This is a genomic window from Paenibacillus sp. FSL R5-0908 (assembly GCF_038006245.1).
Taxonomy (GTDB): Bacteria; Bacillota; Bacilli; order Paenibacillales; family Paenibacillaceae; genus Paenibacillus_AQ; species Paenibacillus_AQ odorifer.
In genome coordinates this window covers 6,645,976-6,672,418 of record NZ_JBBOUV010000001.1, presented here as the reverse complement: position 1 = coordinate 6,672,418, position 26,443 = coordinate 6,645,976, and the positions used below count along the sequence as shown (strand labels likewise).

The 26,443-nt window shown below is 46.1% G+C and carries 39 protein-coding genes; 36 read left to right on the top strand and 3 right to left on the bottom strand.

What is annotated here, in order from left to right:
• On the bottom strand, positions 1-882 hold the full coding sequence (locus tag MKZ09_RS30345; RefSeq protein ID WP_076208220.1) for an ImmA/IrrE family metallo-endopeptidase: 882 nt from the start codon (positions 880-882) through the stop codon (positions 1-3).
• A gap of 75 nt (positions 883-957) precedes the next feature.
• Positions 958-1,350 (bottom strand): helix-turn-helix domain-containing protein, encoded by a 393-nt coding sequence (locus MKZ09_RS30340; RefSeq protein WP_076208218.1) that lies wholly within the window; start codon positions 1,348-1,350, stop codon positions 958-960.
• Positions 1,351-1,533: 183 nt separating this feature from the next.
• Here MKZ09_RS30340 and MKZ09_RS30335 point away from each other — a divergent pair, with 183 nt between their 5' ends.
• The 19 genes from MKZ09_RS30335 to MKZ09_RS30245 all read left to right on the top strand — a co-directional run bounded on the left by MKZ09_RS30335 (position 1,534) and on the right by MKZ09_RS30245 (position 10,932).
• Positions 1,534-1,770, top strand: coding sequence for a hypothetical protein (locus tag MKZ09_RS30335; protein ID WP_076208215.1), 237 nt, complete (start codon positions 1,534-1,536; stop codon positions 1,768-1,770).
• Complete coding sequence (locus tag MKZ09_RS30330; protein WP_076208212.1) at positions 1,739-2,056, top strand: DUF771 domain-containing protein; 318 nt, start codon at positions 1,739-1,741, stop codon at positions 2,054-2,056. The genes MKZ09_RS30335 and MKZ09_RS30330 overlap by 32 nt, the downstream gene beginning before the upstream one ends.
• Positions 2,057-2,085: 29 nt before the next feature.
• The gene (locus MKZ09_RS30325; RefSeq protein WP_341041654.1) at positions 2,086-2,370 is read left to right on the top strand and encodes a hypothetical protein; all 285 of its coding nucleotides are present in this window, start codon (positions 2,086-2,088) and stop codon (positions 2,368-2,370) included.
• The gene (locus MKZ09_RS30320; protein ID WP_339814888.1) at positions 2,327-2,548 is read left to right on the top strand and encodes a hypothetical protein; all 222 of its coding nucleotides are present in this window, start codon (positions 2,327-2,329) and stop codon (positions 2,546-2,548) included. The genes MKZ09_RS30325 and MKZ09_RS30320 overlap by 44 nt, the downstream gene beginning before the upstream one ends.
• Entirely contained in the window at positions 2,545-2,949 is a 405-nt protein-coding gene (locus MKZ09_RS30315; protein ID WP_076208777.1) for a hypothetical protein, read from the top strand. Before MKZ09_RS30320 ends, MKZ09_RS30315 begins: the two co-directional genes overlap by 4 nt.
• Positions 2,942-3,325: a hypothetical protein gene (locus MKZ09_RS30310; RefSeq protein WP_076208776.1), complete on the top strand. Its 384-nt coding sequence runs from the start codon at positions 2,942-2,944 to the stop codon at positions 3,323-3,325. The genes MKZ09_RS30315 and MKZ09_RS30310 overlap by 8 nt, the downstream gene beginning before the upstream one ends.
• 130 nt (positions 3,326-3,455) lie before the next feature.
• Positions 3,456-4,586, top strand: a complete 1,131-nt coding sequence (locus tag MKZ09_RS30305) for a hypothetical protein (RefSeq protein WP_076208775.1) — start codon at positions 3,456-3,458, stop codon at positions 4,584-4,586.
• A 281-nt stretch (positions 4,587-4,867) separates the two neighbouring features.
• A complete protein-coding gene (locus MKZ09_RS30300; RefSeq protein WP_341041652.1) occupies positions 4,868-5,245 on the top strand; it encodes a hypothetical protein in 378 nt (125 codons plus the stop codon).
• A gap of 15 nt (positions 5,246-5,260) precedes the next feature.
• Entirely contained in the window at positions 5,261-6,826 is a 1,566-nt protein-coding gene (locus tag MKZ09_RS30295) for a PcfJ domain-containing protein (protein ID WP_076106868.1), read from the top strand.
• Positions 6,823-7,824: a DUF3102 domain-containing protein gene (locus tag MKZ09_RS30290; protein ID WP_076208766.1), complete on the top strand. Its 1,002-nt coding sequence runs from the start codon at positions 6,823-6,825 to the stop codon at positions 7,822-7,824. Before MKZ09_RS30295 ends, MKZ09_RS30290 begins: the two co-directional genes overlap by 4 nt.
• The gene (locus MKZ09_RS30285; protein ID WP_076106864.1) at positions 7,824-8,114 is read left to right on the top strand and encodes a hypothetical protein; all 291 of its coding nucleotides are present in this window, start codon (positions 7,824-7,826) and stop codon (positions 8,112-8,114) included. Before MKZ09_RS30290 ends, MKZ09_RS30285 begins: the two co-directional genes overlap by 1 nt.
• A gap of 15 nt (positions 8,115-8,129) precedes the next feature.
• Positions 8,130-8,453: a hypothetical protein gene (locus MKZ09_RS30280; RefSeq protein WP_076106862.1), complete on the top strand. Its 324-nt coding sequence runs from the start codon at positions 8,130-8,132 to the stop codon at positions 8,451-8,453.
• Between the two features lie 8 nt (positions 8,454-8,461).
• Complete coding sequence (locus MKZ09_RS30275; protein WP_076106860.1) at positions 8,462-8,758, top strand: hypothetical protein; 297 nt, start codon at positions 8,462-8,464, stop codon at positions 8,756-8,758.
• Positions 8,759-8,937: 179 nt separating this feature from the next.
• On the top strand, positions 8,938-9,348 hold the full coding sequence (locus MKZ09_RS30270; protein WP_076106858.1) for a YopX family protein: 411 nt from the start codon (positions 8,938-8,940) through the stop codon (positions 9,346-9,348).
• Positions 9,345-9,854: a hypothetical protein gene (locus MKZ09_RS30265; protein ID WP_076106856.1), complete on the top strand. Its 510-nt coding sequence runs from the start codon at positions 9,345-9,347 to the stop codon at positions 9,852-9,854. The genes MKZ09_RS30270 and MKZ09_RS30265 overlap by 4 nt, the downstream gene beginning before the upstream one ends.
• Positions 9,838-10,167, top strand: a complete 330-nt coding sequence (locus MKZ09_RS30260; protein ID WP_076106854.1) for a hypothetical protein — start codon at positions 9,838-9,840, stop codon at positions 10,165-10,167. The genes MKZ09_RS30265 and MKZ09_RS30260 overlap by 17 nt, the downstream gene beginning before the upstream one ends.
• A complete protein-coding gene (locus MKZ09_RS30255) occupies positions 10,160-10,357 on the top strand; it encodes a hypothetical protein (RefSeq protein WP_076106852.1) in 198 nt (65 codons plus the stop codon). The genes MKZ09_RS30260 and MKZ09_RS30255 overlap by 8 nt, the downstream gene beginning before the upstream one ends.
• Complete coding sequence (locus MKZ09_RS30250; RefSeq protein ID WP_143759106.1) at positions 10,347-10,712, top strand: hypothetical protein; 366 nt, start codon at positions 10,347-10,349, stop codon at positions 10,710-10,712. The genes MKZ09_RS30255 and MKZ09_RS30250 overlap by 11 nt, the downstream gene beginning before the upstream one ends.
• Positions 10,713-10,728: 16 nt before the next feature.
• A complete protein-coding gene (locus MKZ09_RS30245) occupies positions 10,729-10,932 on the top strand; it encodes a hypothetical protein (RefSeq protein WP_143759105.1) in 204 nt (67 codons plus the stop codon).
• A 58-nt stretch (positions 10,933-10,990) separates the two neighbouring features.
• Here MKZ09_RS30245 and MKZ09_RS30240 read toward each other — a convergent pair whose 3' ends face one another.
• Positions 10,991-11,464 (bottom strand): hypothetical protein, encoded by a 474-nt coding sequence (locus tag MKZ09_RS30240; RefSeq protein ID WP_036681919.1) that lies wholly within the window; start codon positions 11,462-11,464, stop codon positions 10,991-10,993.
• Positions 11,465-11,707: 243 nt separating this feature from the next.
• Here MKZ09_RS30240 and MKZ09_RS30235 point away from each other — a divergent pair, with 243 nt between their 5' ends.
• From MKZ09_RS30235 to MKZ09_RS30155, 17 genes are all read left to right on the top strand, one after another.
• Complete coding sequence (locus tag MKZ09_RS30235; protein WP_076106848.1) at positions 11,708-11,986, top strand: hypothetical protein; 279 nt, start codon at positions 11,708-11,710, stop codon at positions 11,984-11,986.
• 507 nt (positions 11,987-12,493) lie between these two features.
• Complete coding sequence (locus MKZ09_RS30230; RefSeq protein ID WP_143759104.1) at positions 12,494-12,814, top strand: hypothetical protein; 321 nt, start codon at positions 12,494-12,496, stop codon at positions 12,812-12,814.
• A 129-nt stretch (positions 12,815-12,943) separates the two neighbouring features.
• Positions 12,944-13,474, top strand: coding sequence for a hypothetical protein (locus MKZ09_RS30225; protein WP_256719350.1), 531 nt, complete (start codon positions 12,944-12,946; stop codon positions 13,472-13,474).
• On the top strand, positions 13,452-15,287 hold the full coding sequence (locus tag MKZ09_RS30220; RefSeq protein ID WP_076208736.1) for a phage terminase large subunit family protein: 1,836 nt from the start codon (positions 13,452-13,454) through the stop codon (positions 15,285-15,287). Before MKZ09_RS30225 ends, MKZ09_RS30220 begins: the two co-directional genes overlap by 23 nt.
• Positions 15,284-15,511, top strand: a complete 228-nt coding sequence (locus MKZ09_RS30215; protein ID WP_076208737.1) for a hypothetical protein — start codon at positions 15,284-15,286, stop codon at positions 15,509-15,511. The genes MKZ09_RS30220 and MKZ09_RS30215 overlap by 4 nt, the downstream gene beginning before the upstream one ends.
• Positions 15,508-17,028, top strand: a complete 1,521-nt coding sequence (locus tag MKZ09_RS30210) for a phage portal protein (protein ID WP_076208738.1) — start codon at positions 15,508-15,510, stop codon at positions 17,026-17,028. The genes MKZ09_RS30215 and MKZ09_RS30210 overlap by 4 nt, the downstream gene beginning before the upstream one ends.
• Entirely contained in the window at positions 16,976-19,021 is a 2,046-nt protein-coding gene (locus MKZ09_RS30205; protein WP_341041644.1) for a prohead protease/major capsid protein fusion protein, read from the top strand. Before MKZ09_RS30210 ends, MKZ09_RS30205 begins: the two co-directional genes overlap by 53 nt.
• Complete coding sequence (locus MKZ09_RS30200; protein WP_076208727.1) at positions 19,021-19,224, top strand: hypothetical protein; 204 nt, start codon at positions 19,021-19,023, stop codon at positions 19,222-19,224. Before MKZ09_RS30205 ends, MKZ09_RS30200 begins: the two co-directional genes overlap by 1 nt.
• On the top strand, positions 19,175-19,531 hold the full coding sequence (locus MKZ09_RS30195; RefSeq protein WP_076208728.1) for a head-tail joining protein: 357 nt from the start codon (positions 19,175-19,177) through the stop codon (positions 19,529-19,531). The genes MKZ09_RS30200 and MKZ09_RS30195 overlap by 50 nt, the downstream gene beginning before the upstream one ends.
• On the top strand, positions 19,528-20,097 hold the full coding sequence (locus tag MKZ09_RS30190; RefSeq protein WP_076208729.1) for a phage tail protein: 570 nt from the start codon (positions 19,528-19,530) through the stop codon (positions 20,095-20,097). The genes MKZ09_RS30195 and MKZ09_RS30190 overlap by 4 nt, the downstream gene beginning before the upstream one ends.
• Positions 20,094-20,528, top strand: a complete 435-nt coding sequence (locus MKZ09_RS30185) for a hypothetical protein (RefSeq protein ID WP_076208730.1) — start codon at positions 20,094-20,096, stop codon at positions 20,526-20,528. The genes MKZ09_RS30190 and MKZ09_RS30185 overlap by 4 nt, the downstream gene beginning before the upstream one ends.
• On the top strand, positions 20,525-20,830 hold the full coding sequence (locus MKZ09_RS30180) for a hypothetical protein (protein WP_081394465.1): 306 nt from the start codon (positions 20,525-20,527) through the stop codon (positions 20,828-20,830). The genes MKZ09_RS30185 and MKZ09_RS30180 overlap by 4 nt, the downstream gene beginning before the upstream one ends.
• Positions 20,831-20,834: 4 nt before the next feature.
• Positions 20,835-22,283, top strand: a complete 1,449-nt coding sequence (locus MKZ09_RS30175; RefSeq protein WP_076208731.1) for a phage tail sheath family protein — start codon at positions 20,835-20,837, stop codon at positions 22,281-22,283.
• A gap of 15 nt (positions 22,284-22,298) precedes the next feature.
• The gene (locus MKZ09_RS30170; RefSeq protein WP_076208732.1) at positions 22,299-22,817 is read left to right on the top strand and encodes a phage major tail tube protein; all 519 of its coding nucleotides are present in this window, start codon (positions 22,299-22,301) and stop codon (positions 22,815-22,817) included.
• Between the two features lie 43 nt (positions 22,818-22,860).
• Positions 22,861-23,169, top strand: a complete 309-nt coding sequence (locus tag MKZ09_RS30165; RefSeq protein ID WP_076208733.1) for a hypothetical protein — start codon at positions 22,861-22,863, stop codon at positions 23,167-23,169.
• 158 nt (positions 23,170-23,327) lie between these two features.
• The gene (locus tag MKZ09_RS30160) at positions 23,328-26,237 is read left to right on the top strand and encodes a phage tail tape measure protein (RefSeq protein ID WP_341041641.1); all 2,910 of its coding nucleotides are present in this window, start codon (positions 23,328-23,330) and stop codon (positions 26,235-26,237) included.
• Complete coding sequence (locus tag MKZ09_RS30155) at positions 26,234-26,443, top strand: tail protein X (protein WP_076208748.1); 210 nt, start codon at positions 26,234-26,236, stop codon at positions 26,441-26,443. Before MKZ09_RS30160 ends, MKZ09_RS30155 begins: the two co-directional genes overlap by 4 nt.

Genomic DNA, 26,443 nt, shown 5'->3' with positions numbered 1-26,443 from the left:
TTACCATGATAGTTTTCGATTCATTTCTTGATCACGAGCAATTTTCATCTCTATATCATGCATCTGTATGACATAGCATTGTTTCTTTAGTCCATGTCTGTACAAGAGCTGATGAATCTGCAGTGTGATAATACCGTCAAAACAAATAACGTCGCTACTAAGGACTGGCACACATTCAATCTGCTGCATTTCTTCTAAGTCTATCTCAGGCAACCGCTCTCCGATAGGTAAATCAATTTCTCGGCAGTTCATTATTGTCCACTCGTCTAAGGTGACAACAAGCTGGGATGGTCCGTCTGTTGTTCCAGAAGGATCGTAATACACCGCAAATTCTACCTCGTCATTCGTGACAGTTTTCACCTCCTTTCGTGGCTGTAATGCAGCGGCAATTTCAGCACTCATAGCTCCTTCAAATTCTCGACGTAGGATTTGTTCATATCGCTTGCTTGCTTGCTCTATGCTTACTGAGAATGTAGAAGATATCTGCTTTATTGCTTGTCCATGATCAGGAGATAAATTTATTTGTTCTATCATGTTAAAGGGCATTAGAGAATATAGTTGGAATTGCACTGTGTCATCCTCTTGGTACTTAACAAAAGGTTCAGATAACACAAGTTGATTTCCTTCATGACGCATCAAATGGCAAAGCTCATGTAGAAAGTCTTCTCTTTTTCCTTTTGGGCTTTTGCGTTCATCTAGGAGTATAAGGAGTTTGGATTTGGTGTGTAGAGAAAAACTCTCTACACGGACATATTCAACCTTTATTTTTAGTTTTCTGCTTAATTTATCTATAGTTATATCTTCAGGTAAGAGAATGTCATTCTGGGTATATAACTGTTCAACAAAATCCTCTAAATGTGTTTTTTTGTAATATTTAAACATGTTAATCCTCCTGTGAGATCGTACGTTCGTATGTATGGGTATGCAGAATCAGCCTGACAGCTGATGCTACAGAAATTACTTCTCGTCAGATTCAGAAGCGCGTTTGATGATTTCCCAGACCTTTTGAAGGTCTTTTTTGCGTTCTTCTGGTGCTTCCAGATAGTCTTTGAAAAAAAGGCCGTGCTCGGGATTATTGATGAAAGCCTCAAACTCCGCTATTTCAGCAGCACTCAAATTTACATCATCCGGTGAACTAAAATCGTTATCGATTGACATTCCTTCAAGTTCCTCGACAGTTATTCCTAATGCCTTTGTTACTTTTAAAACATTATCAACAGCTGCGCCACCGAGTCCTCTATTTAGCATTGATCTCAAGGTTGTATATGGCAGTCCAGCTTTTTCAGCGAAAGCTTTTGTACTTAATCCCGTTTTGTCAATCAGTTTCTTAACGACCTCGGCCCTGCGCACGGCTAATCCTCCCTAAACGTATAGAATATACGTTATTTCGTATTTAATCACAGTATAACCACATTTACAGTAAAAGTAAATGCTCATTTTCGTTTTTTTTATCTCTTTAAGGGTTGACTAAGTGCGAAATTGAGTATATTCTGACAATGAAATACGAAATTGAACACCGGGAGGAGGGAAAACATGTTCCCGAACTTGGAGGCTGAGATGGCAAGAAAAAAAATCAAGAAAGGGGATCTACAGAAAGTGCTTGGCGTGCGTTATGCAACTATCGTAGACAAAACAACCGGGAAGACTCAATTTACATTGAGCGAGGCTTTTCAAATCAAAAGATCTCTGTTTCCAGAATATCCTATCGAGTATCTTTTTTCGAAGGAGGTTGAGGCTTATGGAATCACCAGTCATTCAGCTTGTAATTGATCCGGAATATGTACGTCAACTGGCTGAGTCTGAAATTAAGCGTCTTATGCAAGATTTCGGACCCGGCGCTTGGTGGGACATGAAGCGCCTTGAATCAGAGACATGTCGTAAACGTGATTGGTTACTAGCTAACATTCTTCTAAATCCTTCTTTTAAGCAGGAAATGAAATTGGTTTCTAACGGGGGAGAGGGTGGACGATGGATGTTTAAAGCGCAAGGGATGAGACAATTCCTCGATAAAAATTTTGAAGTTTTAAACCGCGCCTCTTCAAAGCTGGCACGATAATATGAAGCTATTCACAAGGAGGTAATACCTTGAAACTTACAGTAAACATGCTTCGCAATGTATGCGCTATGTACCTGACACTTCGCGATCAGGCAGAAGCTGAGGGGTTAACCCAAGCAGTTGAAAATGCCAATAAAGGATATCGGAACTATCGTGAGTTACTTAACCAGGTATACGAAAAACGGCCGTCCGGGGTAGGAGCCGGACAGCCGTCACTTAGTTGGAAAATAACAATTAAGTCTAGATTACCACTGCCGGGAGGTGTTGGCAATGGCAAAGAGAGTGCAATCTGTGGAGCGGACGGAACTTCGTAAGAAGCTTCGCGATCTTTATCTCGATCAATCAGCTTATCTTTTGAATCACAGTAAACCATCTACGGCGATAAATTTTAAGATCGACAAAGCAAAAGCCGCACTGGCCAAGGTGGACCGTAGATCTATTCATAAAGATACTCCACAGCGTCCAAAGTTTGGGAAAGCGAGGAAGCTATGAAGGATGAAGAATTAGACTGGCACATCGAACAAAGCAACAAACTGCGGGATCAGGCGAAGGCATACGATGAAGATGCACCAGGTGCAATGGTTGAGATTGTCCGTCTCTTAACGGCTTCTTATGACCTTATGGGGCGGATTTCTGCACAGATGGACGGGGACTACGAAAAAATTTATACCCTACGGCAGAACACATTTACACTGGCCAAATCGCAGGCAAAAAAGGGCGATAAAATCTTGACAGCTGAACTGGCCACAATGGAGCTTCGCAATCTTGAGGCTGAGGCCTACGAACAGAAAATGTTCTGGCGTAATGAAAGGGAATCTGTAAAAGAAAAAATATACGAACTTAGAATGCGTGTCCGAATTGATATGCAAACAGGAGGTATGGCTAATGGGTAGCTTTGATTTTCGCCCGGTTCCCAAACCGGAACATAAGCGTGCTAAGCGTAAGCAGGGCCAGGAGACAGCCATTACAACTAAGGTAGACAAAGAGATATACCGTCGTGCAAGCGAGGAAGGGTATACCGTCTGTGAGCATTGCGGCTGCAGCGTTCCAAGATTTCGATTTGAACGGTGCCATATGCTTAATGCATCTCAATACGGAACAGGACGGGCTCCATGGAATGTGGTTATTTTGTGTGGTCCCCGTAATGATAACGGTAGCTGCCATAATTGGGCAGATGAAACCATTGAAGGGCGAGACTGGAAGGCGCGTAAGCAGGCAGAACTTTATCTTTACTACACGGCTGGAGATGGTCGGCAATATTGGAAATAAGGGCATGCATTTTGTCCGGCGGACGTCCTACGGACATCCATCGGATAACAACGGGACAACGCTCGGAAGTCCGCAGGATGTCGAAGCGCTGTCCGTGCATGTCCAAGCGGGGAGCAGGTGAACAGCATAAATGTTATGGATTAAGAGCTACCAGGCGACCGACAGAGACCCCAAAACACGTAAGTTTTGCCGTGCAACCGGCTTGGACACTCCGACAGCGGTAGGGTCCCTGCACATGTTTTGGTGGTGGGCGCTGGATTGGGCACCTTCGGGAGATATAAGCAAATATGAAGCAATAGACATAGCCGAAGCAGTTCATTTTAATGGTGATCCAGAGGTGCTTTTGCAAGCCATGATTGACGCCGAATATGTGGCTAAAACCATGGTAGGACACGAGATTGTCAACTGGCATGAGATCGGTGGACAGATTATAGAGGCCCGGAAAAAGGACGCTCTTCGCAAGGCAGAAGCCAGGAAGAAGCGGGAGGACAAAAAGGCGAATCCTTCGGACGTCCAGCGGACATCCACCGGACAAGAATCGGACAAGACCGGACAACAGACGGATGTCCACTCTATAGAGAAAGAAATAGATTTAGATTTAGAACTAGATATAAATAAAGATTTAAAGATAAACGGTGATGCAGATCCAAATCAAAAGTCAGATCAAGAGCCAAATCAAAATACAAAAACGAAGTCCAAACAAACCGCCGACGAATCGAAAGCGGCGGACGAGGCGCCTAGAAGCGGGAAAAATGGTTCAAAAGGGCGGCAAAAACCCGTCTACGAACCGGACAGCCCGTACATGAAAATGGCTGTGTACTTCAAAAGTAAGCTTGACGAGCTGGCAAAAGTGTTAGAAGTAGATGATCTGGCACCGAAAGCGAACATGCAGACATGGGCGGACGATTTCCGGAAGTTGGTTGAGCTGGACAAGCAATCTGACAAGCGTCTGATCATGGATGTGATGGACTGGCTGCCAAAACATGATTTTTGGCGCAAAAATGTGTTAAGTGCAAGTACGTTTCGGGATAAATGGACGACGTTGCTTGTTGAAATGCGCTCTGGTAAAACATCCACGTCCAATAAGGGTTCCGGCGGCGGGGGCCGAGGTTACGGCAACCAAAAGCAAGTGATTCCGATCTCACAAGATGATGGAACGGCCGGAACGCCTTCAACATCGGAATTTGATGCCATGATGAAGAAGGCAGCGGACCTGAAGGCTTCAAAACTTCGGGAAAAGGAGGCATTCAATAACCGATGAGCTACCTTTCACGCGCTCCTGGAATGCACCGCTGCATCTGTGGCTGGGAAGGTAAGCCCCAGCGAGATAAGAAGGCTAAAAACCCCGTTGATAAATGTCCGCAATGTTCCGAGAAAACTGTACTCATACCTTTACGGGAGATACCCGGATTCTGCTTCTGTTGTGCTTCCACAAACGGGAAGCTGCAAATTATAGATCATACGATGGTTCGCGAATGCCACATATGTGGCGCAAAACTCAATTTACACACGGTAAAGCCGTGGATATGGGAGGTCAAAGGGATGGAACAAGCGGTAAATAAGCTTAGAACGGAAATGGAAGCGTCGAAGAATCCCTATGTGAAAGTGGTTGGAGAACATCTGCTCAAGGTGTTGGAGATCAATCCTGCTGCAGCTGAGAAGGTGTTGGCTGAGGGTAAGACCATTGCGGGAGCGTTAACTGCAATGAAAACTGAAGCTTCCAAGAACAAATTTGATGGCATGGCAATGCTTACGGATGAAGAGGGTTACGCCATTGCGTTGAAGTATTTCGGATTTACCGGAACGATTCCCGCTCCTGCAGTAGCACCGGATCAGGCAGCTCCTGTGCCGCCACCCGCTCCGGTTACCTCACCGCCAACGCTTGGCATTTCTGTTGATGATCTGTTTGGCGATCTGTAAAGGGGGAGCGGGAGAATGAATGTAGCATCAGAAGCGCACACGGCCCATTTCGGACCGATCAGCAAAGAAATGATTGATTATGTCGAAAACAAAGTCCTGCTTCATAGTCGCTATTTATTCACTCAAACTGTTTTGCGTGTTCAATATGCTTATTGTACTCATTGCAATCAGCGCCATCGTCCAGAAGAACCGTTAAAGCATTGTCAGAAAGCGGTTTGTCCTCACTGTAATTCTCAATGCACTGTAAAGAAGAGTCATGTCGGCCGCAAATACTTGCAGGATAAGGCCTATGTTGTTTTCTATGAGAAATCAATTATTGATCCTCAAGTAATGACTGCAGTCGGGTTTTACGTTAGGCGGGACTATAGCGGCGATTACAAGAACGTTACAACCTACTATAAGGCATCTTGCAGCTATGTGTTCAAGGCGAATGGTGAAAGCACCATGTACTATACAGGCTATTACAGTGACACTCAGTGGTATAAGAGGGATAACATCACCTCTGAATATCCGTTATACAAAAATGGTGTTCCGTGTTACTGCTCTCTGGACAGTATTAAAGCGGCAGTGAAGGGTACGTCAATGCAGTATAGCACCTGGGAAAATTATTGGGACGGCAGTGACTCAGATATGACCAAGTTTTTTGGCTTGTATTCTAAGTATCCGTGTATTGAATACCTCACAAAGCTGAAATTTGAATATTTTGTCTGGGCGAAGCTTTATGATATGCGCACTTATGATGCCATCAAATGGAGCGGCAAAACCATAGAAGATGTATTACGGCTCCGCAAAAAGGATCTAAAGCAGTTCATCAGCAATAAATCGACCATTCTGGAGCGGGACGGAATAGGGGCGCTCACGTTACGGCTCTACCAGTTGACTCTGAATGACAGCAATCGTCCCGATTTTGAAGAACTGAAGCGTATTGCAACGAACGTGAATCCGTATTTTTCCCAAATGAAACCAATGTTTAAATTTCAAAATGTAAGGGCGTGCGCTAGATACATCGAGAAACAATTCAAAAAAAATCGTCGAGTCTTCTATGACCAAACTAGTGTCGTGACGATGTGGAAGGATTACATGGAAGAGTGTAAGACATTGGGGTTTGATTTAAAGCGGTTGGAAATCGTGTTTCCCCACAATCTAGCTACCGCACATGACAGCACCATGTCTCAGGTCAAAATCCAAATGTCGGAAATTGAAAAGCGGCGAATTGCCCAACGGGCGCAGGAACTGGAAGTTTATCGGTTTGCTTGGAGAGATTACATCATTCGTCCTGCTCAATCGGGTCAAGAGATTATTGACGAGGGAAAGGTTTTGAGCCACTGTGTTGGCGGTTATGCGCAGCGTCATGCGAAAGGGGAAACAAGTATCCTGATGATTCGCAAATACGCTGATCAGGATACACCATTCTTCACATTGGAACTGAAGGATGGACAAGTAAAGCAAGTGTACGGTTATAAAAACCTTCGCATGAGTGGAGATTTGATAGAACTCATAGATGCTTTTAAAGCTGAAAAGCTCGTTAAGGGTAAGAGAAAGACCAAAAATTCAAATAAACCGCAGGGGGTAGCAGTATGACGCAATTATCTTTGAGAACACCAGAAGTCATTGCCATTGAGATTATTAGTATTCGGGACCACGTTCAGCGGACGGCCATACATGGGGCTATCGAAATCGGCCGTAAGCTGACAGAGGCCAAGAAGATGCTGCCACATGGAGCATTTGGGGATTGGTTGGCTGATCATGTGGGATTCTCTCAATCGCAGGCCAATAACATGATGGCCATCTTTGACGGCTATGGTTCGCAGCAGCTTGACATGTTCGGAGAGAATTTGAAATCCCAAACGTTTGAGAATTTGACACCGACTCAAGCACTGGCCTTGCTGGGCGTACCCGAAGAGGAGCGGGAGGCATTTGTGGTTGATCAAAAGGTTGAAGAGATGTCCACCCGTGAGCTGCAGGAGGCAGTAAAAGATCGGAAGCAGGCCATTAAGGAGAAGGAAGCAGCCGAAAAAGCTGCTGCCAAGGCCGAGAAGGCAGCGGAGCAGGAGCGGAAGGCCCGGGAGAAGCTGGAGACCCAGCAGAAGGACCATGCTGCCATTGTCCAGCGCCTGCAGGAACAACTGGACGCCGCACAAGCCGCTTCTGCCGCTGGTGATGAAGGTGCAGCTGCTGAAGCAGAGGAAGCCGCTGAACAGCTCCGGGCAAGCCTGTCCAAGTCAGATGAACAATTGATTGAATCTCAGAAGCGTGTCAAGGAGCTAGAAGAGGCTCTGAAGGCGAAGCCCGTAGAGGTGGCTACAGCAACGGAGACGGTATTCGAAACCTCGCCGGAAGTACTTGCAGAGTTGGAAGCACTCCGGAAGAAAGCCGCTTCAGCTACAGGTGAAGATACGGCAATGTTCAAGGTACATGTCAAGAGCCTACAGGATAGCTTTAACGCAGTTATCGGGGTCATTACAACGTTGAAGGGAAAGGACACTGAGGTTTCAGATAAGTGCGGGACTATCCTAGTTGGAGCAATCGAGCGGATGCAAAAGATGTTGGTTGTCGTTACGCAGAAAGCGTCTGAATAATGTTCTTTTTCTTTAGTATCAATGATCCTGAGGCAACCGCCATTGAAAACCTCTTAGGCGAGAGCATTCAGATAATGAGGCAATACCATTGCTATCAAACACATGTAGGGCAAATAACTCATTATTACGCTCTGACCGCTGATTCACTGTATGACTTATCCATTGCTGAGGATTCGAATTATAGCCGTATATTTGCTCGTTATGATCGTTCCATCATGGAGCGGGACAATGATTATTTCCGCGGGGCTGAAAACTCGCCCCTGAATCGCATATTTCGCAGAGAGATTTAAGAAAGGGTGAATAACATGAATTGGGATAAGTTTATCAAGGATCTCCGAGAGTCGAACGATTTGGCCAAAGCGGCAGCCGAAGCTATTCCAGACGGCGGAAGTGCAAATTTAGATTCAGTGTTCCTCTGTGTTCCGCGCCAGTCTGAAAGAAAGGTGTTGGAAGCCATCCGAAAAGCCGGGCTCTATTGCCGTTCTAAACGGCGTTGGATTGGAGAGGGGTATATGATCAACCCGAACAGCGGAGGGCAAGCAGATAAGCGCTGCGAGGCTGTGACAGTGATGTATAAGGAGTTAGCTGGGCGAGGGTGGGACGTTCTCACATACCGCCAAGCGGATTAGGAGGAGCGATGTTCTTCTTTTTTGATCCACCAGCTCCATCGGTTTCCAAAGACAAGTACCGTCCAGGCGTGGTTTGCCAGATCATCCGTAATGATAAGCGACATGAAATCATGCCGAAGCTTTATCCGGACAAGATAGGCCGGGAAGTCATGATTACGGAATCGGCTACCGATCCAGCTGGCTGGGTATGGGGGTATGAGATTCAAATAGGCAGAAGGCCGACAAGTACTCAACCCTACCGGACAGACTGGCTTAAGCCTTTGAGCTCAAAGCAGGCGGCACTGGTCCTGCGGCTTGCGAAGTAGAGGAGGAGGCCGATGTTCTTTTTCTTCCAAGAGGAGCGGCCACCATGTGAAATCATAGATTACAGAGTCATATATAACCGTTTGAAGGACAAGCCAGCGGGAAAATGGACGCGGGAGCTTCATCAGTTCTCCGTCCTCTACCTTTGGCGACAAAATGATCCTAGGGAGGTATAACCAGTATGAGCAGAGCTATTAAGTTTCGCGGTAAGTCGAAAGAAACAGGCCAATGGGTGTATGGAGGTCTGGTGCAGGTGAGTATCGCTGGATCTTTGGCAATAGCCACTTTAGACAATAAAGGGCACCTTAAGCTGCATGAAATTATCAAGGGGACTGAGGGTCAATACAGCGGCTTAAATGACCGGAACGACCGTGAGATCTATGAGAAAGATATATGCAACGCCGAAGAAATGCTATTTCCCCTTTCTGGTACTCGGACAGGGATCGTGAAGTATCATGATGGTTCGTTTCTGCTTGAAAATATGGACGGTAAGGACGGAGACTACCTGTTTAGTGAAACGGCTGAAACTACGGTCATAGGAAACATTCACGACAACCCGGAATTGCTCGGGGGAGAGGCGGCGAATGCATGACATCAGAACGGATAGAAGAGATCAAGCCCTATTTCACGAATGAGCAATTAGATGAATTGAGTCGTGAGTATCGGACGATGCCTACAGATGGCGAAGGATATGCCATTGAACCAGAGTACGAAGGGATGATAGCACGTGGCTATATTGTAAAGCTAATATCTGATGTGAAAACCGCTCGGACTGCTCTAGAAGAGGTAGAGCGTAAGCATGGCGATACAGGTAATGCACTTGAAATAAAACGCATGCTTTTGGAAAAGGCAAATTACGAAGCTGGACGTCAACGAGTATTCAAGGAATCGGCAGAGAGGAAGCTGGTAGAGGCACAGCAGACCATAGCCCAGCAACAGGGAGCATTGGAATTCTACGCTTTAGAGGATAACAACAACTGGTGGATTGGCGGTCTGGATGAAGTAATGCCGTCAGAAGTGATGAAAGATGGCGGAGCTAAGGCACGTGCAGCCCGAGGAAATAAGGAAGGAGACACAAACAATGCGGACACTGTTTGAAATTGTGGAAGACGCTAAGGATGGTAAAAGTCCAGAGAATAATGAACTCCTTTACGCTTTGTTGGTGTACTGCTCCATGTTCAATATTGAGCATCGTCAGTTGCGGGAAGAATTGATGCGAGACCAACCACAGCCGCAATTTCTACGAGACATGAAATTAAAAAGCATGTTCGATATGTTTAAAACTGCTCTTGAAAAGTCGCCTAAAGAGTACCTTGGTTGGAACAATGACCCGGCCAACAAAGATTATCTAAGGCAGCGGGTTGAAGGGGAAAAGCTGGTAGATAAGATTGTAGGCCAAAGTCATGAATAACTGGCATTTTGCAAATAAGGACAAGGCAGTAGAGCAGGCAGCTGGAGGACAGGGAGAGATAAAGTGTTCTCAGCTTACACCGGAGGAGCTGGCAGCATTTAGACAGGCTAATCCTACTCTCTTAAATGCTAAGAAGCCAATTCCAATATTTGAATACAACAAGAGGAGAGCGCTGCGCGATGAAGGTTAAGGAAGTTCAAGCTGCATTAAAGGCAGGTGAGCGATTTTTTAAAGATTGGAAATTGAAAGATCCGGTTGAAGTGATTGCTTGGGGGAACGCATGGGTTAGATATAAGTCGCCTATCATGGCTCACTGGATATCAACCAACATACGGACGTTCGCTATGGGCTTAGATGGAGTATATAAGCAAGAAGGGGAGTGTTCTTGTGGGGGCGGTGGTACAGATGGAGTTCTTTCCCGGCGTGACGGCAGCGGACAAAGTGGCCACAAGAGAATTGCTAAAGAAATATCCGAAAATGCTCAGGAAAATCGGTGTTTACGGGAAAAAGGAGTCTCTGACGGAGCTGGAAGCAAGAGAATTTAAGGACTTTTCTCGTAAGGTGAGAGAGATCGATAGAGCGTTTGAGCTTATTGAAGACGATGAGGTGATGGCCATAATCAAGCATCGTTATGTAAACGCCCGTAAGCATAAGCTTACACTGCTGAAATATACCGCGAATACTAGCACTGCAACCATAAACCGGCGGATCAGGGTTGGTGTTGCGACCATAGCCGATCATCTGAAGCTGGCCGGGATCATTTGATGAGCGTTAGACGCAAACTGTGAACTAATAGGGCACCGAAGTGCCCAACAAGTTTCTATTATTTTTCTGGTGTGAAAGTAAAGGTTTCTTTGTACTTTCTATGATGGGTTTCGTTGTTTGAAGGTTTTCCGTACCAGCTAATTTCGATTTGAAGTTCCTTTGAATCAACTGAAATAGGGAAGTTAGAAAAGTCGACTAACTCACCATGTTTAAAATTCTTATGATGATCGTCTGAAATGCTTAATCCATACTTTGTTTGGGTATTTGGTTCATCTCTATAGGAGTTAAATACGACATTTTCTAATCCAGCTCCGATATTGGTGATGATAATGTTGTACATTTCACTTTCATTTTCACGAGGTTTTGACATCTTGGAGGTATATTTCTCAACTTTTTTGATTTCAACTTTCCACTGATCAGATTGTTTTGATGTAGGTGTTTTGTAGAGATCATTTGATGCTACGGCAGCATATGGAGAAATTCCAACGGCTATAAAGCAAAAAACAAAGAGAATTATTAGTTTTTTCAGCATTGTTGCCTCCTGTGAAATAAACAATTTTTGATTAGTATCTCTTTAAGAAGAAAAAATATTCTATTGCACAGTACGAAGAAACTGTAAAGAAAGGGCATTTACCTTATGCGTAAAATCATCTGCAAATTGCTAGGACATAAGATCCTCAACAAGAGAGGTATTTGGCACAGCTATTGTCTACGATGCGGTAAAGACAAGGTTTGGGGAATGGATTGACGCATATAACGAAGGAGGATAAACGAAATGAAAGATGCCACAGTAACGATCGGTTATGAAAGTTTCCAAGCTATCAAGACTAAAGCAGATAGATATGAAAAGCTAGCAAACGCAAATGAAGACGCTGAATCAAAGGAACGTTCGTTTATTGACCAATTATGTACCTGTATTGAAAAAGCGAACGAGTGCCGGACAGCAGAGCAAAAGCAGTATTATGTCGCGCTAGGTATACGAGCAATTTGCGAACACTATGAGTACGACCTACTGGCAGAGTATGGAGAATTGGATGCAGGGCAAGCGTATTGAACATTACGAATGCACGGCGAAATTATGATACTAAATTGATACTAAGTTGAGACTAATATGATACAAAAACAGACTTACAGTAAGGGACATAGGACGGAACAACGTCCGGGTGTCCCTGCTGCCCCTTATCGCTGGCAGGACTCGTCAGAGCTGAATCAGTGATGATGCCCGTTGCAATAGCAGCAGATACCATGGGGCGGAACTGTAAGCACAAGTAGCCAGTAGCAGTTATAGCGGCGGCCTGATGCGGGGGAAGAGAGTTTAATATCACTCTCAACGCGCTCCGCCCGGGCGCGTTATGAGCATAGGGGATATGTTACGGCAACTACCGGACGTCACCATGCAAATACGGGCATTACATTATGAATTGAGTAAGGCGCTGCAAAGAGAGCAACAATCCACCCAAGCCGTGTGTGAGTCGCGGTTAGCAGCCCTTTACTGAGCGCATAATGCTCAGGAATAATCCCAAGCGTTTGGGAATTTAATATGCAGGAGCGGGTCGCTGAAATGCGGCTCTTTTTGTTGTACACCAGTTTAGGAGAGGTGAAGCCGATGGTCAATGTGGTGCAGTTAAAGATCGAGGCGCTGGTTATTGCAGATGATATGAACACTGCAGGCTTCTTCAAAAGGATTAAGCTACGAGCTCAGATCAGGCAGATTCTTGATGAGATCGAATATCAGGAGGGCAGATTGCAGTTTGCAAACAGACCTTACTCAAAACCCACGGCTATGCTGCCACCCAAACAAGGGAAACGGCATCCCGTTCATGATCTTAGCTGTGCTTGTGGGTGCTGGAGGGATAAACGAGCCCGATTTATCGGATTTTAGGTTGGAAATTAAGATTTGGGTCCTTCCCGGGGCGGGGGTGGGGTGCGGGTGCGTGTGAGCCCGATTACTGGCTATTTCTGATGCAAAAAAATCACTGTGCACTGTGCATTTTGAGGGGGTGTTTTAGGCTTGGAATCCTACACGAAAATGATCGAAGAAACCTTATGTATCAACGCTTCATACACTGCCGAGTTATTCGGTGTCCACCGGAACACACTTGCACAGTGGGTGAAGCTCGGAATGCCCAAAGCTATGAACGGCTGGTATCCACTAAAAGACTGTTTTGATTGGGTTATGGACTATCGGCTAGGAGCAGAAGAGGAGGACGAGGAAAATGGTCCGATCACAGATGCCGCCAAGAAGTTGCGCCATGAAGCACGATTGAAAGAGCAGCAAGCAGATGCAGCAGCTTTGAGAAATGCTGTATCCAAAGGGGAATACATTCGGCGGGACGAGGTAGTCAGTGAACTGCAACGATTTTTTACATCACTTAAACGGTCTATGACCGGGTATAGTCGATCCGTTGCGATGGAGGTAGCGCCGTACGTTTCCCCTGAGCTGGTCCGAGAAATCGAACAAAGCATCAGTGACAAGACAAATGCAGTCTTGCTGCAAATGTCCGTCAGGGGTGTGTACCATGCCAAAAAAGGCAGGAAGTAAGTGGGCAGACTGGCTCATTGAGGCCTTAAACGTCTTGCGTCCGCCTGAAAAGCTTACGGTTTCCGAATGGGCAGATAAATACCGTATGTTGGACAGCAAAACATCAGCAGAGCCAGGGCAATGGTCCACCGACCGGACGCCGTATTTACGTGGGATAATGGATTCCTTCACCGATCCTCGTGTGGAAGAAATCATATTCCTCAAGCCGACACAGGTGGGTGGTACGGAATGTTTGAATAACATGCTGGGTTTCGTCATTGCTCAGGACCCAAACCCGGCTTTAGTTGTTTATCCTATAGATACGCTGGCTCAATTCACATCAGAAAATCGGCTACAACCCATGATTGAGCTAAGCCCGGCGCTGCGCAGCCGATACCATGCTAACCGAAGCAAGGATTTAGAGCTGCAATTCGATGGGATGTATGCCGTTATTGCTGGAGCAAACAGCCCAGCATCCCTTTCCAGTCGTCCAGCGCGTTATTTGTTCATGGATGAAGTGGATAAATACCCTCGAACGGCTGGTAAAGAGGCCGATCCTCGGGCGCTGGCTAGGGAGCGGACGAAGACCTTTCCGCACAATAAGAAGATCATGCAAACGTCCACGCCTACGGTGCGAAGCGGGCCGATTTGGAGAGCGTGGGAAGGAGCTGATATCAAGCTTCAGTACTTTGTGCCTTGCCCGCATTGCGGACAGTATCAAACGCTGAAATTCGCTGGTAGCTCTGGCTCCGTCAAGTTTGATTCTGACCTAGACCTAGAGACAATACGTTCCACGGCTTATTATGAGTGCGAACATTGTCATGCATCAATTAGAGATGCACACAAGCCAGCCATGCTTCGTGCTGGAGAGTGGAGAGCGCCGGACGGATCGACGGGAAGAAAGCGGAAAACTGGCTTCTGGCTCAATGCCTTGTATAGCCCTTGGGTTCGCTTCGGTGATGCAGCTGTTGAATTTCTGACATCCAAGCGGGCAGGACCGGAAGAGTTGATGAATTTTATTAATTCCTGGTTAGCTGAACCATGGGAAAATACACAGGTCAAGATGAACAGTGATAAAGTGCTTGAAAAATCAAGTAGTTATGAAGAGGGTGTAGTGCCGGACAAAACAATTCTGTTAACGGCAGGTGTTGACGTTCAAAAAGATCGGATGTACTACACGATACGCGCTTGGGGCGAAGGAATGACTAGCCATAATATTCGACATGGCGTTGTGGAAACCTGGCCACAAATTGAGGACGTAATGAACATATCGTATTGTTCTCGGGATGGAACAGAGTTCTTTGTTAATCTGTGTGCAGTGGATTCCGGTTACAATGCGGATGATACGTACAATTTTTGTGCAAAAAATGCAGAATGGGCTGTAGCAATAAAGGGTTCTAATACGCCTTTGCCTGCTAAATACCGTCTGACCAAGATAGATCGCGAAGAACGCGGTCTTTTTGGTATTTCTTTGTACATGGTGGACGGTGCGTACTTTAAAGATTTCATTGCGGGTCGTCTAGCCCGCAAACCTGAAGAATCTGGCGGATGGTTTGTCTATGAAGGATGTGACGAGGAATATGCGGAGCAGGTAACGGCAGAACAGAAGGTTAAAGAACGGCAGCGTGGCCGTGAAGTTGAAGTGTGGCGCCCCAAAACAGCCCACGCAGATAACCATTATCTCGACTGCGAGGTATATGCTGCTTTTGCAGCTGATTGCTTAGGCATTCGTTACATGCGATATGAACAACCAGCAGAGCCACCGAAGCCACCAGAAGATAAACCAGTAGAGAATAAAAAATCTTGGTTGCAAGGAGGTGACTCGTGGTTATGACACCGGAAGAACGTTTAGCACGGTATCGAGAACAATTAGTTGAAGTGGAAAAGGCAATTAGTGCGATCTTGGGCGGGGCTCAAGAATATCGTATTGGCAGTCGAAGTATTAAGCGGCCAGACCTGGGGAAGTTGTACGAGGAGCGTAACCGATTGGAACAGGAAATCAGGTCCATTGAAGACGGCGGCGGTATGTTTCGGCTTGCCTATTTCGAAGGGAGGTGAAGAAACTGAACTGGTTAGATAAATCTATTGCAGCAGTCAGTCCGCGATGGGCATACAAGCGTTTAGCCTGGCGTAATGGTATGGGCGTCTTTGATGCTGGTAGTAGGGGGAGGCTCAATCAAGGGTGGAATCCCTCCTCTGCTCCAAATGAGCAGCGCAAGCAGGCAGAGAGAACCTTGATTCGTGCTCGGGCGCAGGACTTGGAACACAATAGTGATATAGCGGCCGGGATTTTGCAGGCGTTCGATCGTAATGTGGCGGGTACAGGGATAATGTTACAAGCTAAAATTTCTCATGATACTCCTGGCAATCAGGCGGGTGAGATGAATCAGCGAATCGAAACTCTTTGGAAAGAGTATTGTAAAGCTGAAAACATTGATATTACAACGACCCAATCGCTAGAAGAGATCACAGAAATGATTATTCGGCGTTACATTGTGGATGGTGGAATACTCATTGTTAAAGTATATGTACCTAATAGTGAATTTCCGTTCAAACTACAGGTGCGTTCCGTGGATGAACTGAATACTTTGGTTCAGCCTGGTGAGGGAACGCGGATCGTAGAGGGAGTTGAGTTGGACGAATATAATCGACCAGTAGCGTATCATTTCAAAAAGACAACAGATGGATATTTGTTAAATCCAGCCGAAACTGTCCGAATTCCTGCTAAAGACGTTATATACCTGTTTAAAAAGACAAGCCCACAGCAGGTCCGGGAAGTCTCGCAGCTGGTTACAGCGTTACCACGTATCAAAGATGCTAATCAATTTATTGAGGCTGTGAGCATCAAGGAGCGGGTCTTGGCTTGTATGGCAGTGTTTATCAAAAAGGATACTCCTCAAGGTGGTGTGGGGCGTGGTGTTCGTGGTGGCGGAGAGAACCCCCAAATTGATTACAGTGGTGTGTCTCTGGCCCCTGGTATGATCGGGGAACTGAATCCTGGTGACGAGGTTCAAACGGTTATTCCAGCAGGGCAAGCATCCAACACCAAGGAATTCATTACCACTTTAGTTCGCATGATTGCTGCTGGTCTGGGCCTTAGCTATGAGGCTGTATCCCGTGATCTATCTCAAGTGAATTACTCATCAGCCCGTCAAGGATTGATTGAGGATCGTAAATTGTATAAAAAGCTACAGAAGATGATCATCGAACGCGTTCTACGTCCAGTGTACTTGGAGTTTTTAGAATCCATGTATTTAAAGGGGAAGCTTGAACTGCCTGGATATTCGCAAGACCGCAGCAGTTACACAGCACATGTGTGGGTACCGCCCGGCAGTACCTGGATTGATCCGAAAAAGGAAGCGGACGCCAATAAGACGGCGCTTGACTCTAATCAGGACACGCTTGCTCGTATTTGTGCGGAGCGTGGCGAGGATTGGCGTGATGTAGTCGTACAGCGCGCCGCCGAGATTAACCTAATAAACGAATTGATCGGAGAACGGTCAGAAAAGGAGGAACAACCCAATGAGAAAGAAAGCCCGGACGATGAAGAAGAGTCTTCCGACGAAGCTGCATAGAGCTGCGGGACCGCCGGAGAATCAGTTATCTCGTACGCTGACCTTCAGTAAAGATAGCATTAATGAAGTGGAACGTACTGCTGAGCTTTCGTTCTCGTCCGAAGCACCATATGAACGCTATTTCGGTAGTGAGATTTTAAGCCATGACCCCGGAGCGATTGACCTACAGAGGTTAACCGACGTCGGGGTTTTGTTATTTGCACATGGTCGAAATTCCAGATACGGCAATATGCCGATTGGAGTTATACAAAAGGTATGGGTGGACGACAACGAACGTAAGGCAAGGGCATTAGTCCAGTTTGATGATGATGAGGACAGTGACAAGGTATTCCAGAAAGTAAAGAAAGGGATCATCAAGGGAGTATCTGTAGGTTACGAAGTGTCTTCGTGGGAGGAAGTTAAAGCCGGAAAGGTATCTGCCAATGGCCGCCATGCTGGACCTGCTTATGTGGCACTTAAGTGGCAGCCATTTGAAATCAGTATTGAACCAACTCCGGCAGATCCATCCGTTGGTGTTGGGCGTAGTTATAACCAAAATGAGAGCGAGGATGAAGGAATGAAGGGACTTAAAATGCTGGCTTTGGCCGCACAGGGTTTAATGCATGCGCCAGATAATGGAGCGGGAATTGGCGGCGGCGCTGGAACGTCTACACCACTAGAGGGAGAGGGGCAACGAGCAGCTGCACCGTCTGGAATTGATCCAGCAATATCTGCACAACAAGGGGCGACAGCAGAACGATCCCGGGTCACAGAAATTAATTCTCTATGTCGTAACTTTGGTATGGACGCAACACCATATATTGAAGACGGCAGCACCGTGGACAAAGTGAAGGATGCGATTCTTCAGAAGCAGATCGCGGACAAGGCGCCACAACGGTCAGCCATTCAGGTAGGAGCGGAAGATCAGGACAAGTTCCGAGCAGCCGCAACGGATGCGTTGCTGTTGCGGGCGGCGCGTACAGTTTCAAAACCAGCAGCGGGGGCAATGGAGCTACGTGGTTTGCGCTTGCGTGACCTGGCCGTCGAATGCTTGATTCGTGCTGGTGAATCTGGAGCACATCTACTGCGTGATGAAGAACTGCTGAAGCGTGCGCTGAGCCCAGATACTACTTTCCAAGGCATTATCTCCAATGCCGCCAATAAAACGCTGTCTCAGTCGTACCAAGAAGCCCCAACCACATTCCAGCATTGGACCGGGAAGGGCAGCAACTCCGATTTCAAGGCAGCAGAACATTACCGCATTTCCGAAGCTGGGAACTTGGAGCTAACATCGCAAAATGGAGTTATCCCTTATGATACAGCGATGAAAGACGAAAAGGTCACAAAAGCAGTGCTGACATATTCCAAACGGTGGGGCTTTACCCGGGAAGCGTTTATTAATGATGATTTGAGCATGTTGTCCCGGGTGCCTGCTGCTTACGTAATTGCGGCTAAGCGTGGTGTAAACAAACTTGTTTATCAGCTATTGGCATCCAATCCACTGATTTTTGATAACAAGAACCTATTCCATGCAGATCATAATAACTTAGGGACGGCAAGTGCGATTAATACTGTCTCTATGAGTGAGGCCCGTAGAAAAATGCGTACACAGAAGGATCAGCGGGGCATTTCTACACTCAATATCGCTCCAAAGTATTTACTTTCTCCAGCAGAGTTGGAGACTGCAGCCGTACAATACTTGCGTTCTGAAGCTGATCCGGCGGGAGCTCATAGCGGTGTGGTTAACGTATTCCGGAATTCGTATGAGGTGATTGTGGATGCGGAACTGGATCAATACTCTTCTACCGCCTGGTATCTAGCTGCTGATGCGAACATTGCGGATACAGTGGAGGTAACTTATCTACGGGGTCAAGAGGAACCGACCCTAGAAACAGACATTCCTTTTGATCGGTTGGGTATGGATTTCCGTATCTATTTTGATTACGGTGTAACGCTACTGGATTCCCGAGGTTTGTTTAAAAATGATGGCGTAGCTCCAGGAGGTGGAGAATAATGTTGATTTTAAAGGAACCGCTAAACTATGGGGGCAAATTGTTTGAGGTAGGTGAAAATGTTAGGGGACGTTTACCTTTGGAGCTCACTCAGCAGCTACAAGAAATGGGGCATCTGGAAGAGCGGGAGGAAGAAAAATCGGAGGACGAAGTAGATGTTTTGTCTGAAGACTCAAAATCACAGCGCGGGTCTAAACGTGGTTAGCTTCAAAGATTTCGTTTCCCAAGATATCGGCGTGTTCCTTAACGATGAAGAATTTGCAGACAAATATGTAATCGACAAAAAAGAAGTTACTGCTGTGCTTGATCAAGCCATCGACAGCGATCACCCCCTGGCCTATGCCGAGGGGGTATCTTTGGTTACTCATGTGCTACATGTGAGTGAGGCAGAATTAGGGTACGCTCCCAAGCCTAACGAGATGATGGTTATTAACGGTCAGCGGTACCGCGTGGACCGCGTAGGTGACGATATGGGCCTGCTTACGATCTCATTGGAGGCGAACATCACATGATAGATGTTCAGGCAGAGGCAAGAGGCATCCGAGAGGCACTAAGAAGGGTGGGGTCATTGGATACGGATGTACGCAAATCCTTTTATTCGGCGCTCAATCGGACCTCTCAACGTCTAAAAACTGAATCTGGCCGCAAAGCAAAGGAAACGTACATCGTGAAGTCCAAGGCGGTTACAGATCAGGTGGTGCTCAAGCGGGGCAGCGTCAGTAATCTATCCAGCGAACTCCGCTGGAAGGGCGGTAACATTCCTTTGATGCAGTTCAAAACAAATCCTAAGGCAATTTCCTCCAAACGTCCGCGCGCCTTAAAAGCTGCGGTTAAGCGTGCAGGAGGTAACAAGAAAGTGGATGGTGCGTTTCTCGCTCGTATGAAAAACGGGCATATCGGAGTTTTCCGACGTAGCGCACGTCGGCGCCTACCCGTGGAGGAATTATATGGTCCGGCAGTGCCAGTCATGCTCAATAATCTAGAAGTTACTGAGCACCTGGAGAATGTGGCCATTGAAGAAATGGACAAACGGCTGGAGCATGAGCTTAACCGCCGTTTAGGAGGTGGATCGTCATGACACCAGTCATGTTGATGATGGCAATCAAGGAGTTTTTAAAAAAAGAACTGGCCGACGAAGCGGCGACGATTCCAGCAGTTCATCTTGGAGCGTTACCGAGCAAGACTGCAGAAAACCGGGATGATCCAGTATTCCCCCTTATTATTGTTCGCCCCATGGAGGGTGACAGCGACGATAAGGAAAGCCGAGCTCAAGTTAAATTATTGTTTGGGACACAATCCGATGATGATTCCGGCTTTGTTGATGTGCTGAACCTCATGGAGCGGGTCCGCATTTTGCTGATGCGGCAGCGGATCATTGATAAAAAGTTCTACATTGAACCCAATTGGAAGTGGCAGTTTTTAGAGGATCAGCCAGAACCACAATGGATTTGCCAAGCGATAACTACTTGGACACTTCCGCAAATTAGACAGGAGGTTAAGCACTTATGAGTGATGTTAAAGAAGCAGCAAAGAATAAACCTGAGAGCGCATCTAAAGCGTCTGTAAAGGTAGAGAAGCAGAGTCCTACTTGTATTTACTTAGGTCCGAATCTCCCAGGTGGACGTCTGCTACAATCCACCGTATTTCGTGGTGGTATTCCGGAGTATTTAAAACCACTACTTGAGGAGCTGCCGGATGTAGCAGATTTGATCGTGCCAGTAGATATTATGTCCGAGGTACAAGAGAGTATTGGCAAAACTGGTACAGCCGAATACTTGGCCTATCAAACGATTCTGAAAGGAGAGAACTAAAGCGATGGCATTTAAACACGGTGTAAGCATTATAGAGCAAGCTACATCTGTACTCGCTCCAACACAGGCGAGCAGTGGTATTCCATTCGCAGTAGGTACAGCGCCTATCAATCTGGCGTCAGCAGCGGTGCCAGCGAACACTCCCGTACTTGTCCATACGTATGCAGAGGCAGTAGCAGCGCTTGGTTACTCGGACAATTGGAAGGATTACACGCTATGCGAACTTATTTACTCACATTTTGCTTTGTACGCGATGGCTCCAATGATCCTGGTCAACGTGCTGGACCCAGCCACACACAAGACAACAGTAGAGCCGGCTGCTATAACCGTTGCAAACCGAGTGGCTACATTAGCTGTCAGCGGCGTAATGCTTCCAACACTGACTGTTAAGTCCTCGGATGGGACCAAAGACTTTCTCAAAGATAAAGATTATACAGCGGCTTTTGATGACGCTGGGCATGTGGTTATCACCACCAAGGCAAGTGGTGATATCGGGGCAGCAATTGCATCGTTACAAGTGGGGTATGACAAACTCAACCCTGCAGCCGTTGACGCAGACGACATTATTGGTGGGGTAACGCTTGACGGTTCCTATACTGGATTTGAATTAGTGAATCAGGTATTCCCACGCTTTGGTATTCTACCTGATTTGCTGGTTGCTCCGGGTTGGTCACATAAACCAACAGTGGCAGCCGTAATGAAAGCTAAATCAGGTAACATTAACGGCAATTTTAAGACAATGGCTTTGACCGACATTGACCCAGCACAGCCATACACTGACGCAGGAGTTTGGAAGTCGGACAACAATTATACTGGACCATTACAAATTCCAGCCTACCCTCTACTTACGCTGGGAGATAAGGTTTTTCATTACTCTACTCAACTTGCCGGACTAATTGCAGCGACAGACGCGGCAAATGGAGGTATTCCGTTTGCCTCTCCATCGAATAAATCACTTCAAGCGGATGGAACTGCACTAGCTAGCGGAAAAGACATTTTTCTGGGGATTGATCAAGCTAGTTATCTTAACAGTTTAGGCATAATGACTGCATTGAATCTTGGAGTAAGCGGTTGGAAGTCTTGGGGTAACTATACCGGAGCGTTTCCAGGTGTAACAGATCCAAAAGATAGTTTTATCCCGATTCGCCGTATGTTTAACTGGGTTGGAAATAGCCTGATTCTGACCTACATGCAAAAGGTTGATGACCCGATGAATAAGCGCCTGATCGCTGCTGTAACGGATTCGGCTAACATTTGGCTAAATGGGCTTTCAGCATCTGGTGCGTTACTAGGTGCACGCGTTGAATTCCTTGAATCCGAGAATCCTGTAACGAGCTTGATGTCTGGGAAAATCGCTTTCCATGTATATATTACGCCGCCAGGACCAGCACAGGAAATTGATTTCTTGCTTGAATATGACACAACTTACCTAGCTGCAATGTACGCAGCGTAGAAAGGAGAAGCACACATGCCAAAAAGATCTGAACGGGTTATAGACTATTCCGTGTTTTTGAGCGGAACGGAATACTTGGGGACAGCTACGGCCGACCTTCCTGAAATTTCGTTCCTGTCTGAAACGATTAAGGGAGCCGGAATTTCGGGGGAAATCGACGCTCCATCCCCAGGACAGACCAGCGCAATGACGCTTACGCTGAACTGGAATGTCGTGGAGAAAGCTTCTCTAAAACTCTTAGCTCCGGTCGTTCATGCTCTTGACCTTCGAGCCTCCATTCAACAATTCGATACTGCCACGAATGAGTATAAGGAATCGGCACTTAAAATTACTGTTCGCGGACGTCCGTTGAGTGGTGGATTAGGGGGGCTTGAAGCTGCAACGGCTATGAGTTCAACAACCGCGTTCTCCATTAGTTATCTTAAAGTTTTGATTGATGGCGAGGAAGTGCTTGAAGTCGATAAATTAAATTACATCTTCAAGGTGCTGGGACGAGATTATCAGGCCCAAACACGAGCCAATCTTGCGTTGTAAAATATAAATCCCAAACGCTTGGGAATTTGAGGAGGAAAATGGAATGTCAGAAGAAACACAAGGTGCAGCAGAGGTATATACCTTTGCCAAGCCGTTTACATTTGAAGGGCAAGAGGTTAAAGAAATTACCCTTAATTTCGATGATATGTCAGGAAACGATATTATCGCGTGTGATCGGCAATATCGCGCAGAACAGAAAGGTGCTATGTCCTTTTCTCCTGAGTTAGACAAGGTATATCAAGCATATGTAGTTGCTAAGGCTGCAGGTGTGCACGTTAGCTTAGTTCTTGCATCCAAAGCAAAGGATTTTACTGCGTTGACATTGAGGGCTAGGAATTTTTTGCTGCTGTAGGCTGTGGAGACAGTGAGGGAATTAAAGACCTCGCTGTCTCTTTAGCCATGATTACCTATACACCGGTCTCCTACTATTTGAGCTTGCCGCTTGATGAACTCAGGGACTCGGTGGAGCGGGTGAATAGATTACGGAAACGGAAGGGGAGTAATTAGACCGTGGCAGGGAGAAGTAGAGAATATGATATCGCCTTTCGGTTAAACGGGCTCATGGATCCCTCGTTCCGTCAATCCATGGGCAATGCTGAGCGCCATATTGAGGAACTAGAACGCGCATTAAGGGAAATGTCTCGGCGAGGAGATTTGGACGATGTACGGCGTGATGCAGATCGAGCAGATGATTCTTTACGAGATTTGAGGGACAGTGCTGGTGGCTTTGGTGATACACTGCGACAAGTGGGTGAGTATACAGGAGCATTTGCCTTGATTCAAGGTGCTGCTGGCGGTATGCAAAATATCGTAGGAACCATTGCTGATCAGTCTGATGCTATGGCTCAGCTACAGGCTGCAACTGGCGTAACTGCCGAAGAAATGCTTGCGATGAAGGATAGCGCTGAATCCCTTTATAATGATCGACTTGGCGAGGATTTCAACGATTTGGGCGCTGCACTTGCAACGGTTCGGCAGGTAACGCAGGCTACGGGCGCTGAGTTAGAAAGTACGACTAAAAACGCCATTGTGTTTAGAGATGTGTTTGGCGAGGATATTACCCAAAGTATCAAGGCATCAGACACGATGATGAGAAACTTCGGTGTCACCTCAGAGCAAGCGTACAACCTCTTGGCTCAAGGAGCGCAGAATGGACTTAATAAGTCAGATGAACTTATTGATACTGCTAACGAATATAGTGTGTACTTTAAAACTTTGGGTTACGATGCTGAGGAGATGTTTGACCAATTCGCAGCTGGACTAGATGCAGGTGCTTTTAACCTGGATAAAGTTGGAGATGCAGTTAAAGAATTCGGTATACGGATTAAGGATGGCAGCGAAAGCACACAAACAGCAATGGCCATGTTGTTCGCACCGGATGATATAGAAGAGTTTACGCAAAGGCTGACAAAAGGATCTAAGAAGTCTGCTGAGTATATGGAATTACTCAAACATGTATCCAAAGATACTGCTGCTGAATTAGTCAAGAACTTAAAAGCAGGCGGCACTAAATCAGCAAAAGCTTATGAAGCTTTACAAGGAATCATGGGTCAAGGCATTAATATTTTAGATGGAATTGCTGATGGATCAGTCAAAGGTAAAGACGCCATGCAACAAGTTATTGATAAGCTTGGCGAGATTGAAGACCCAATTCAAAAGAGCACAATCGGTGTGGCATTGTTTGGTACGCAGTTTGAGGACATGGAGTCTGATGTTATCGCTGCCTTAGGCACTGCCCGAGAACAGTTTGATATGACTAAAGCCACAATGGAAGAGGTAGCCAAGGTTAAATACGATACTTTGAGCAAAGACTTTCAGGCGGTGGGTCGGCAGCTTATGACTGAGCTTGTAATTCCGATCGGTGAGGATCTAATGCCAGCGCTTCAAGGATTCGCTGACTGGATGGGCGATAATACCGAAATATTAAAAGCCATTGCACTTGCAGCACCAGCGGCGTTGATTGGTAAGTCTGTAACCAAAATCGTTAAGGGTTTTGGGACGATTACAACAGCTGCTGGTGGAGCTGGAGGGGCTGCTGGTGGATTTGGTAGGGCGCTTGCGCTGCTGACTAATCCTGTTGGTATTGCAGTTACAAGCGTCGGTTTAATTACTGCGGGAGTTATGGCTTATAAGAAGCATCAGGAGAAAGCTCGTGAAGAGCTTTTAAATATGGGTGAAGCACTTGAGACCGCCTATTCCAGTTATTCTGAAGTGGACAAAGCCAACAAAAAAACAAAAAACTTGATCACTGAGTATGATCGTTTAAAGACCAAAATAGAAGATTCCAAAACCCCAGCGGATGAATTAACTGAAGCGCGTCGTAAAATGAAAAATGTCGAAAAAGAGTTAATCGACATGAATCCTGATATATTATCGGCGGAAGATGCGAGAACAGGTAAATTCCGGCAGCAGCTAGACGTGATAGAGGATATTTACCAAACACGTGAAGAAATTAGCAAGCGAGATTTGGAACATGAGATACTAACTGCTCAAGCCAAACTGCCGGAACTTGAAGATAACTATATCGACAACACCGAGAAGATTGAATCGGAGGGGCAAGCTTACGATGAGCTCACGAAGAAATATCGTGATTACTTAGGTTATATTAAAGAGCGACAAAAGATCATTGACAGCGGACTTGATTATGAACAACAAGATAAAAAGTTTGATGAATTGGCGGATAAGATACTAGCAGAAACAGGGTCGAGTTATCACGATAAACTAGGTACTATCGATTTCGAATTCCAAAGAATTGAAGACGCCTTTAATAAGGGAAAAACAAAGGTGGATGATCTGGAAGCTGAACTTTCTAAAGCAAAAGATAGCATGTCCAGCTATTACAATTTACAAGTTCAAATGATAGAAAAGGAGCTTGGCGGCTCAATCGATGATATGGCTAAAAAGTATAAGACAGCATCAGATACTGAGAAAAAACGATTTGATGAAGCTGCTCGACTAATATCCGAACTGAATGACGAGGTTAATTTGCTTCCATCGGAGAAAAAGATTGATCTTCAGGTTGTATGGCAACAAACGGGAAGAGCGCCGGATCTCAATACGACCAAGGGTAAAAAGATGAACTATCTATCTTTGCGCGATCCAGGATTCGAAGGATATGCAGAAGGTGGTATCGCAACAAAACCTTCTATCTTTGCGGAAGCTGGTCCGGAAATTGCTATCCCACTAAATAACAAGCCGCGTTCGCGATCGTTACTCGATATGGCTAATGATTTAATGGGTTATAACAGTAACTCAGGTGAAACGGTAATTCAGGTGAACAACGCTCCGGCGATTACCATCCCAGGGGTCGATCCATCCATCATGCAATCGGTAAACGATGCGATAAAGCAAGCGAATAACGCTTTGGAGCGGCGCTTAAATGAAATCGTTCAACAGCAAAGGCGGGTGAGTTTTCAATGACCACCACATATAGAACCCTTCAAGGCGATACCTGGGATGGTATCGCCTTTAAGTTGTACAAGAATGAAAAGTTAATGACATTGCTTATTAACGCAAACCCCGAGCGTGTAGGAACTGTTGTATTTTCGGGAAATGTAATCTTAGTTGTGCCAGATATGCCAGCAGATGCCTCTGAGACGCTTCCGCCGTGGCGTAGGGAGAACTAA

Excerpts from the sequence above, each read along its gene's own strand:
- MKZ09_RS30195 (WP_076208728.1), top strand. The coding sequence starts at position 19,175 with ATGTTTTGTCTGAAGACTCAAAATCACAGCGCGGGTCTAAACGTGGTT.
- MKZ09_RS30235 (WP_076106848.1), top strand. The coding sequence starts at position 11,708 with ATGAAAGATGCCACAGTAACGATCGGTTATGAAAGTTTCCAAGCTATC.
- MKZ09_RS30170 (WP_076208732.1), top strand. The coding sequence starts at position 22,299 with ATGCCAAAAAGATCTGAACGGGTTATAGACTATTCCGTGTTTTTGAGC.
- MKZ09_RS30215 (WP_076208737.1), top strand. The coding sequence starts at position 15,284 with ATGACACCGGAAGAACGTTTAGCACGGTATCGAGAACAATTAGTTGAA.
- MKZ09_RS30300 (WP_341041652.1), top strand. The coding sequence starts at position 4,868 with ATGGAACAAGCGGTAAATAAGCTTAGAACGGAAATGGAAGCGTCGAAG.
- MKZ09_RS30290 (WP_076208766.1), top strand. The coding sequence starts at position 6,823 with ATGACGCAATTATCTTTGAGAACACCAGAAGTCATTGCCATTGAGATT.
- MKZ09_RS30260 (WP_076106854.1), top strand. The coding sequence starts at position 9,838 with ATGCGGACACTGTTTGAAATTGTGGAAGACGCTAAGGATGGTAAAAGT.
- MKZ09_RS30180 (WP_081394465.1), top strand. The coding sequence starts at position 20,525 with ATGAGTGATGTTAAAGAAGCAGCAAAGAATAAACCTGAGAGCGCATCT.
- MKZ09_RS30240 (WP_036681919.1), bottom strand. The coding sequence starts at position 11,464 with ATGCTGAAAAAACTAATAATTCTCTTTGTTTTTTGCTTTATAGCCGTT.
- MKZ09_RS30190 (WP_076208729.1), top strand. The coding sequence starts at position 19,528 with ATGATAGATGTTCAGGCAGAGGCAAGAGGCATCCGAGAGGCACTAAGA.
- MKZ09_RS30205 (WP_341041644.1), top strand. The coding sequence starts at position 16,976 with ATGAGAAAGAAAGCCCGGACGATGAAGAAGAGTCTTCCGACGAAGCTG.
- MKZ09_RS30200 (WP_076208727.1), top strand. The coding sequence starts at position 19,021 with ATGTTGATTTTAAAGGAACCGCTAAACTATGGGGGCAAATTGTTTGAG.
- MKZ09_RS30155 (WP_076208748.1), top strand. The coding sequence starts at position 26,234 with ATGACCACCACATATAGAACCCTTCAAGGCGATACCTGGGATGGTATC.
- MKZ09_RS30345 (WP_076208220.1), bottom strand. The coding sequence starts at position 882 with ATGTTTAAATATTACAAAAAAACACATTTAGAGGATTTTGTTGAACAG.
- MKZ09_RS30320 (WP_339814888.1), top strand. The coding sequence starts at position 2,327 with ATGGCAAAGAGAGTGCAATCTGTGGAGCGGACGGAACTTCGTAAGAAG.
- MKZ09_RS30270 (WP_076106858.1), top strand. The coding sequence starts at position 8,938 with ATGAGCAGAGCTATTAAGTTTCGCGGTAAGTCGAAAGAAACAGGCCAA.
- MKZ09_RS30305 (WP_076208775.1), top strand. The coding sequence starts at position 3,456 with ATGTTATGGATTAAGAGCTACCAGGCGACCGACAGAGACCCCAAAACA.
- MKZ09_RS30185 (WP_076208730.1), top strand. The coding sequence starts at position 20,094 with ATGACACCAGTCATGTTGATGATGGCAATCAAGGAGTTTTTAAAAAAA.
- MKZ09_RS30295 (WP_076106868.1), top strand. The coding sequence starts at position 5,261 with ATGAATGTAGCATCAGAAGCGCACACGGCCCATTTCGGACCGATCAGC.
- MKZ09_RS30335 (WP_076208215.1), top strand. The coding sequence starts at position 1,534 with ATGTTCCCGAACTTGGAGGCTGAGATGGCAAGAAAAAAAATCAAGAAA.
- MKZ09_RS30165 (WP_076208733.1), top strand. The coding sequence starts at position 22,861 with ATGTCAGAAGAAACACAAGGTGCAGCAGAGGTATATACCTTTGCCAAG.
- MKZ09_RS30255 (WP_076106852.1), top strand. The coding sequence starts at position 10,160 with ATGAATAACTGGCATTTTGCAAATAAGGACAAGGCAGTAGAGCAGGCA.
- MKZ09_RS30280 (WP_076106862.1), top strand. The coding sequence starts at position 8,130 with ATGAATTGGGATAAGTTTATCAAGGATCTCCGAGAGTCGAACGATTTG.
- MKZ09_RS30220 (WP_076208736.1), top strand. The coding sequence starts at position 13,452 with ATGCCAAAAAAGGCAGGAAGTAAGTGGGCAGACTGGCTCATTGAGGCC.
- MKZ09_RS30310 (WP_076208776.1), top strand. The coding sequence starts at position 2,942 with ATGGGTAGCTTTGATTTTCGCCCGGTTCCCAAACCGGAACATAAGCGT.
- MKZ09_RS30315 (WP_076208777.1), top strand. The coding sequence starts at position 2,545 with ATGAAGGATGAAGAATTAGACTGGCACATCGAACAAAGCAACAAACTG.
- MKZ09_RS30330 (WP_076208212.1), top strand. The coding sequence starts at position 1,739 with ATGGAATCACCAGTCATTCAGCTTGTAATTGATCCGGAATATGTACGT.
- MKZ09_RS30250 (WP_143759106.1), top strand. The coding sequence starts at position 10,347 with ATGAAGGTTAAGGAAGTTCAAGCTGCATTAAAGGCAGGTGAGCGATTT.
- MKZ09_RS30265 (WP_076106856.1), top strand. The coding sequence starts at position 9,345 with ATGACATCAGAACGGATAGAAGAGATCAAGCCCTATTTCACGAATGAG.
- MKZ09_RS30230 (WP_143759104.1), top strand. The coding sequence starts at position 12,494 with ATGCGGCTCTTTTTGTTGTACACCAGTTTAGGAGAGGTGAAGCCGATG.
- MKZ09_RS30285 (WP_076106864.1), top strand. The coding sequence starts at position 7,824 with ATGTTCTTTTTCTTTAGTATCAATGATCCTGAGGCAACCGCCATTGAA.
- MKZ09_RS30175 (WP_076208731.1), top strand. The coding sequence starts at position 20,835 with ATGGCATTTAAACACGGTGTAAGCATTATAGAGCAAGCTACATCTGTA.
- MKZ09_RS30275 (WP_076106860.1), top strand. The coding sequence starts at position 8,462 with ATGTTCTTCTTTTTTGATCCACCAGCTCCATCGGTTTCCAAAGACAAG.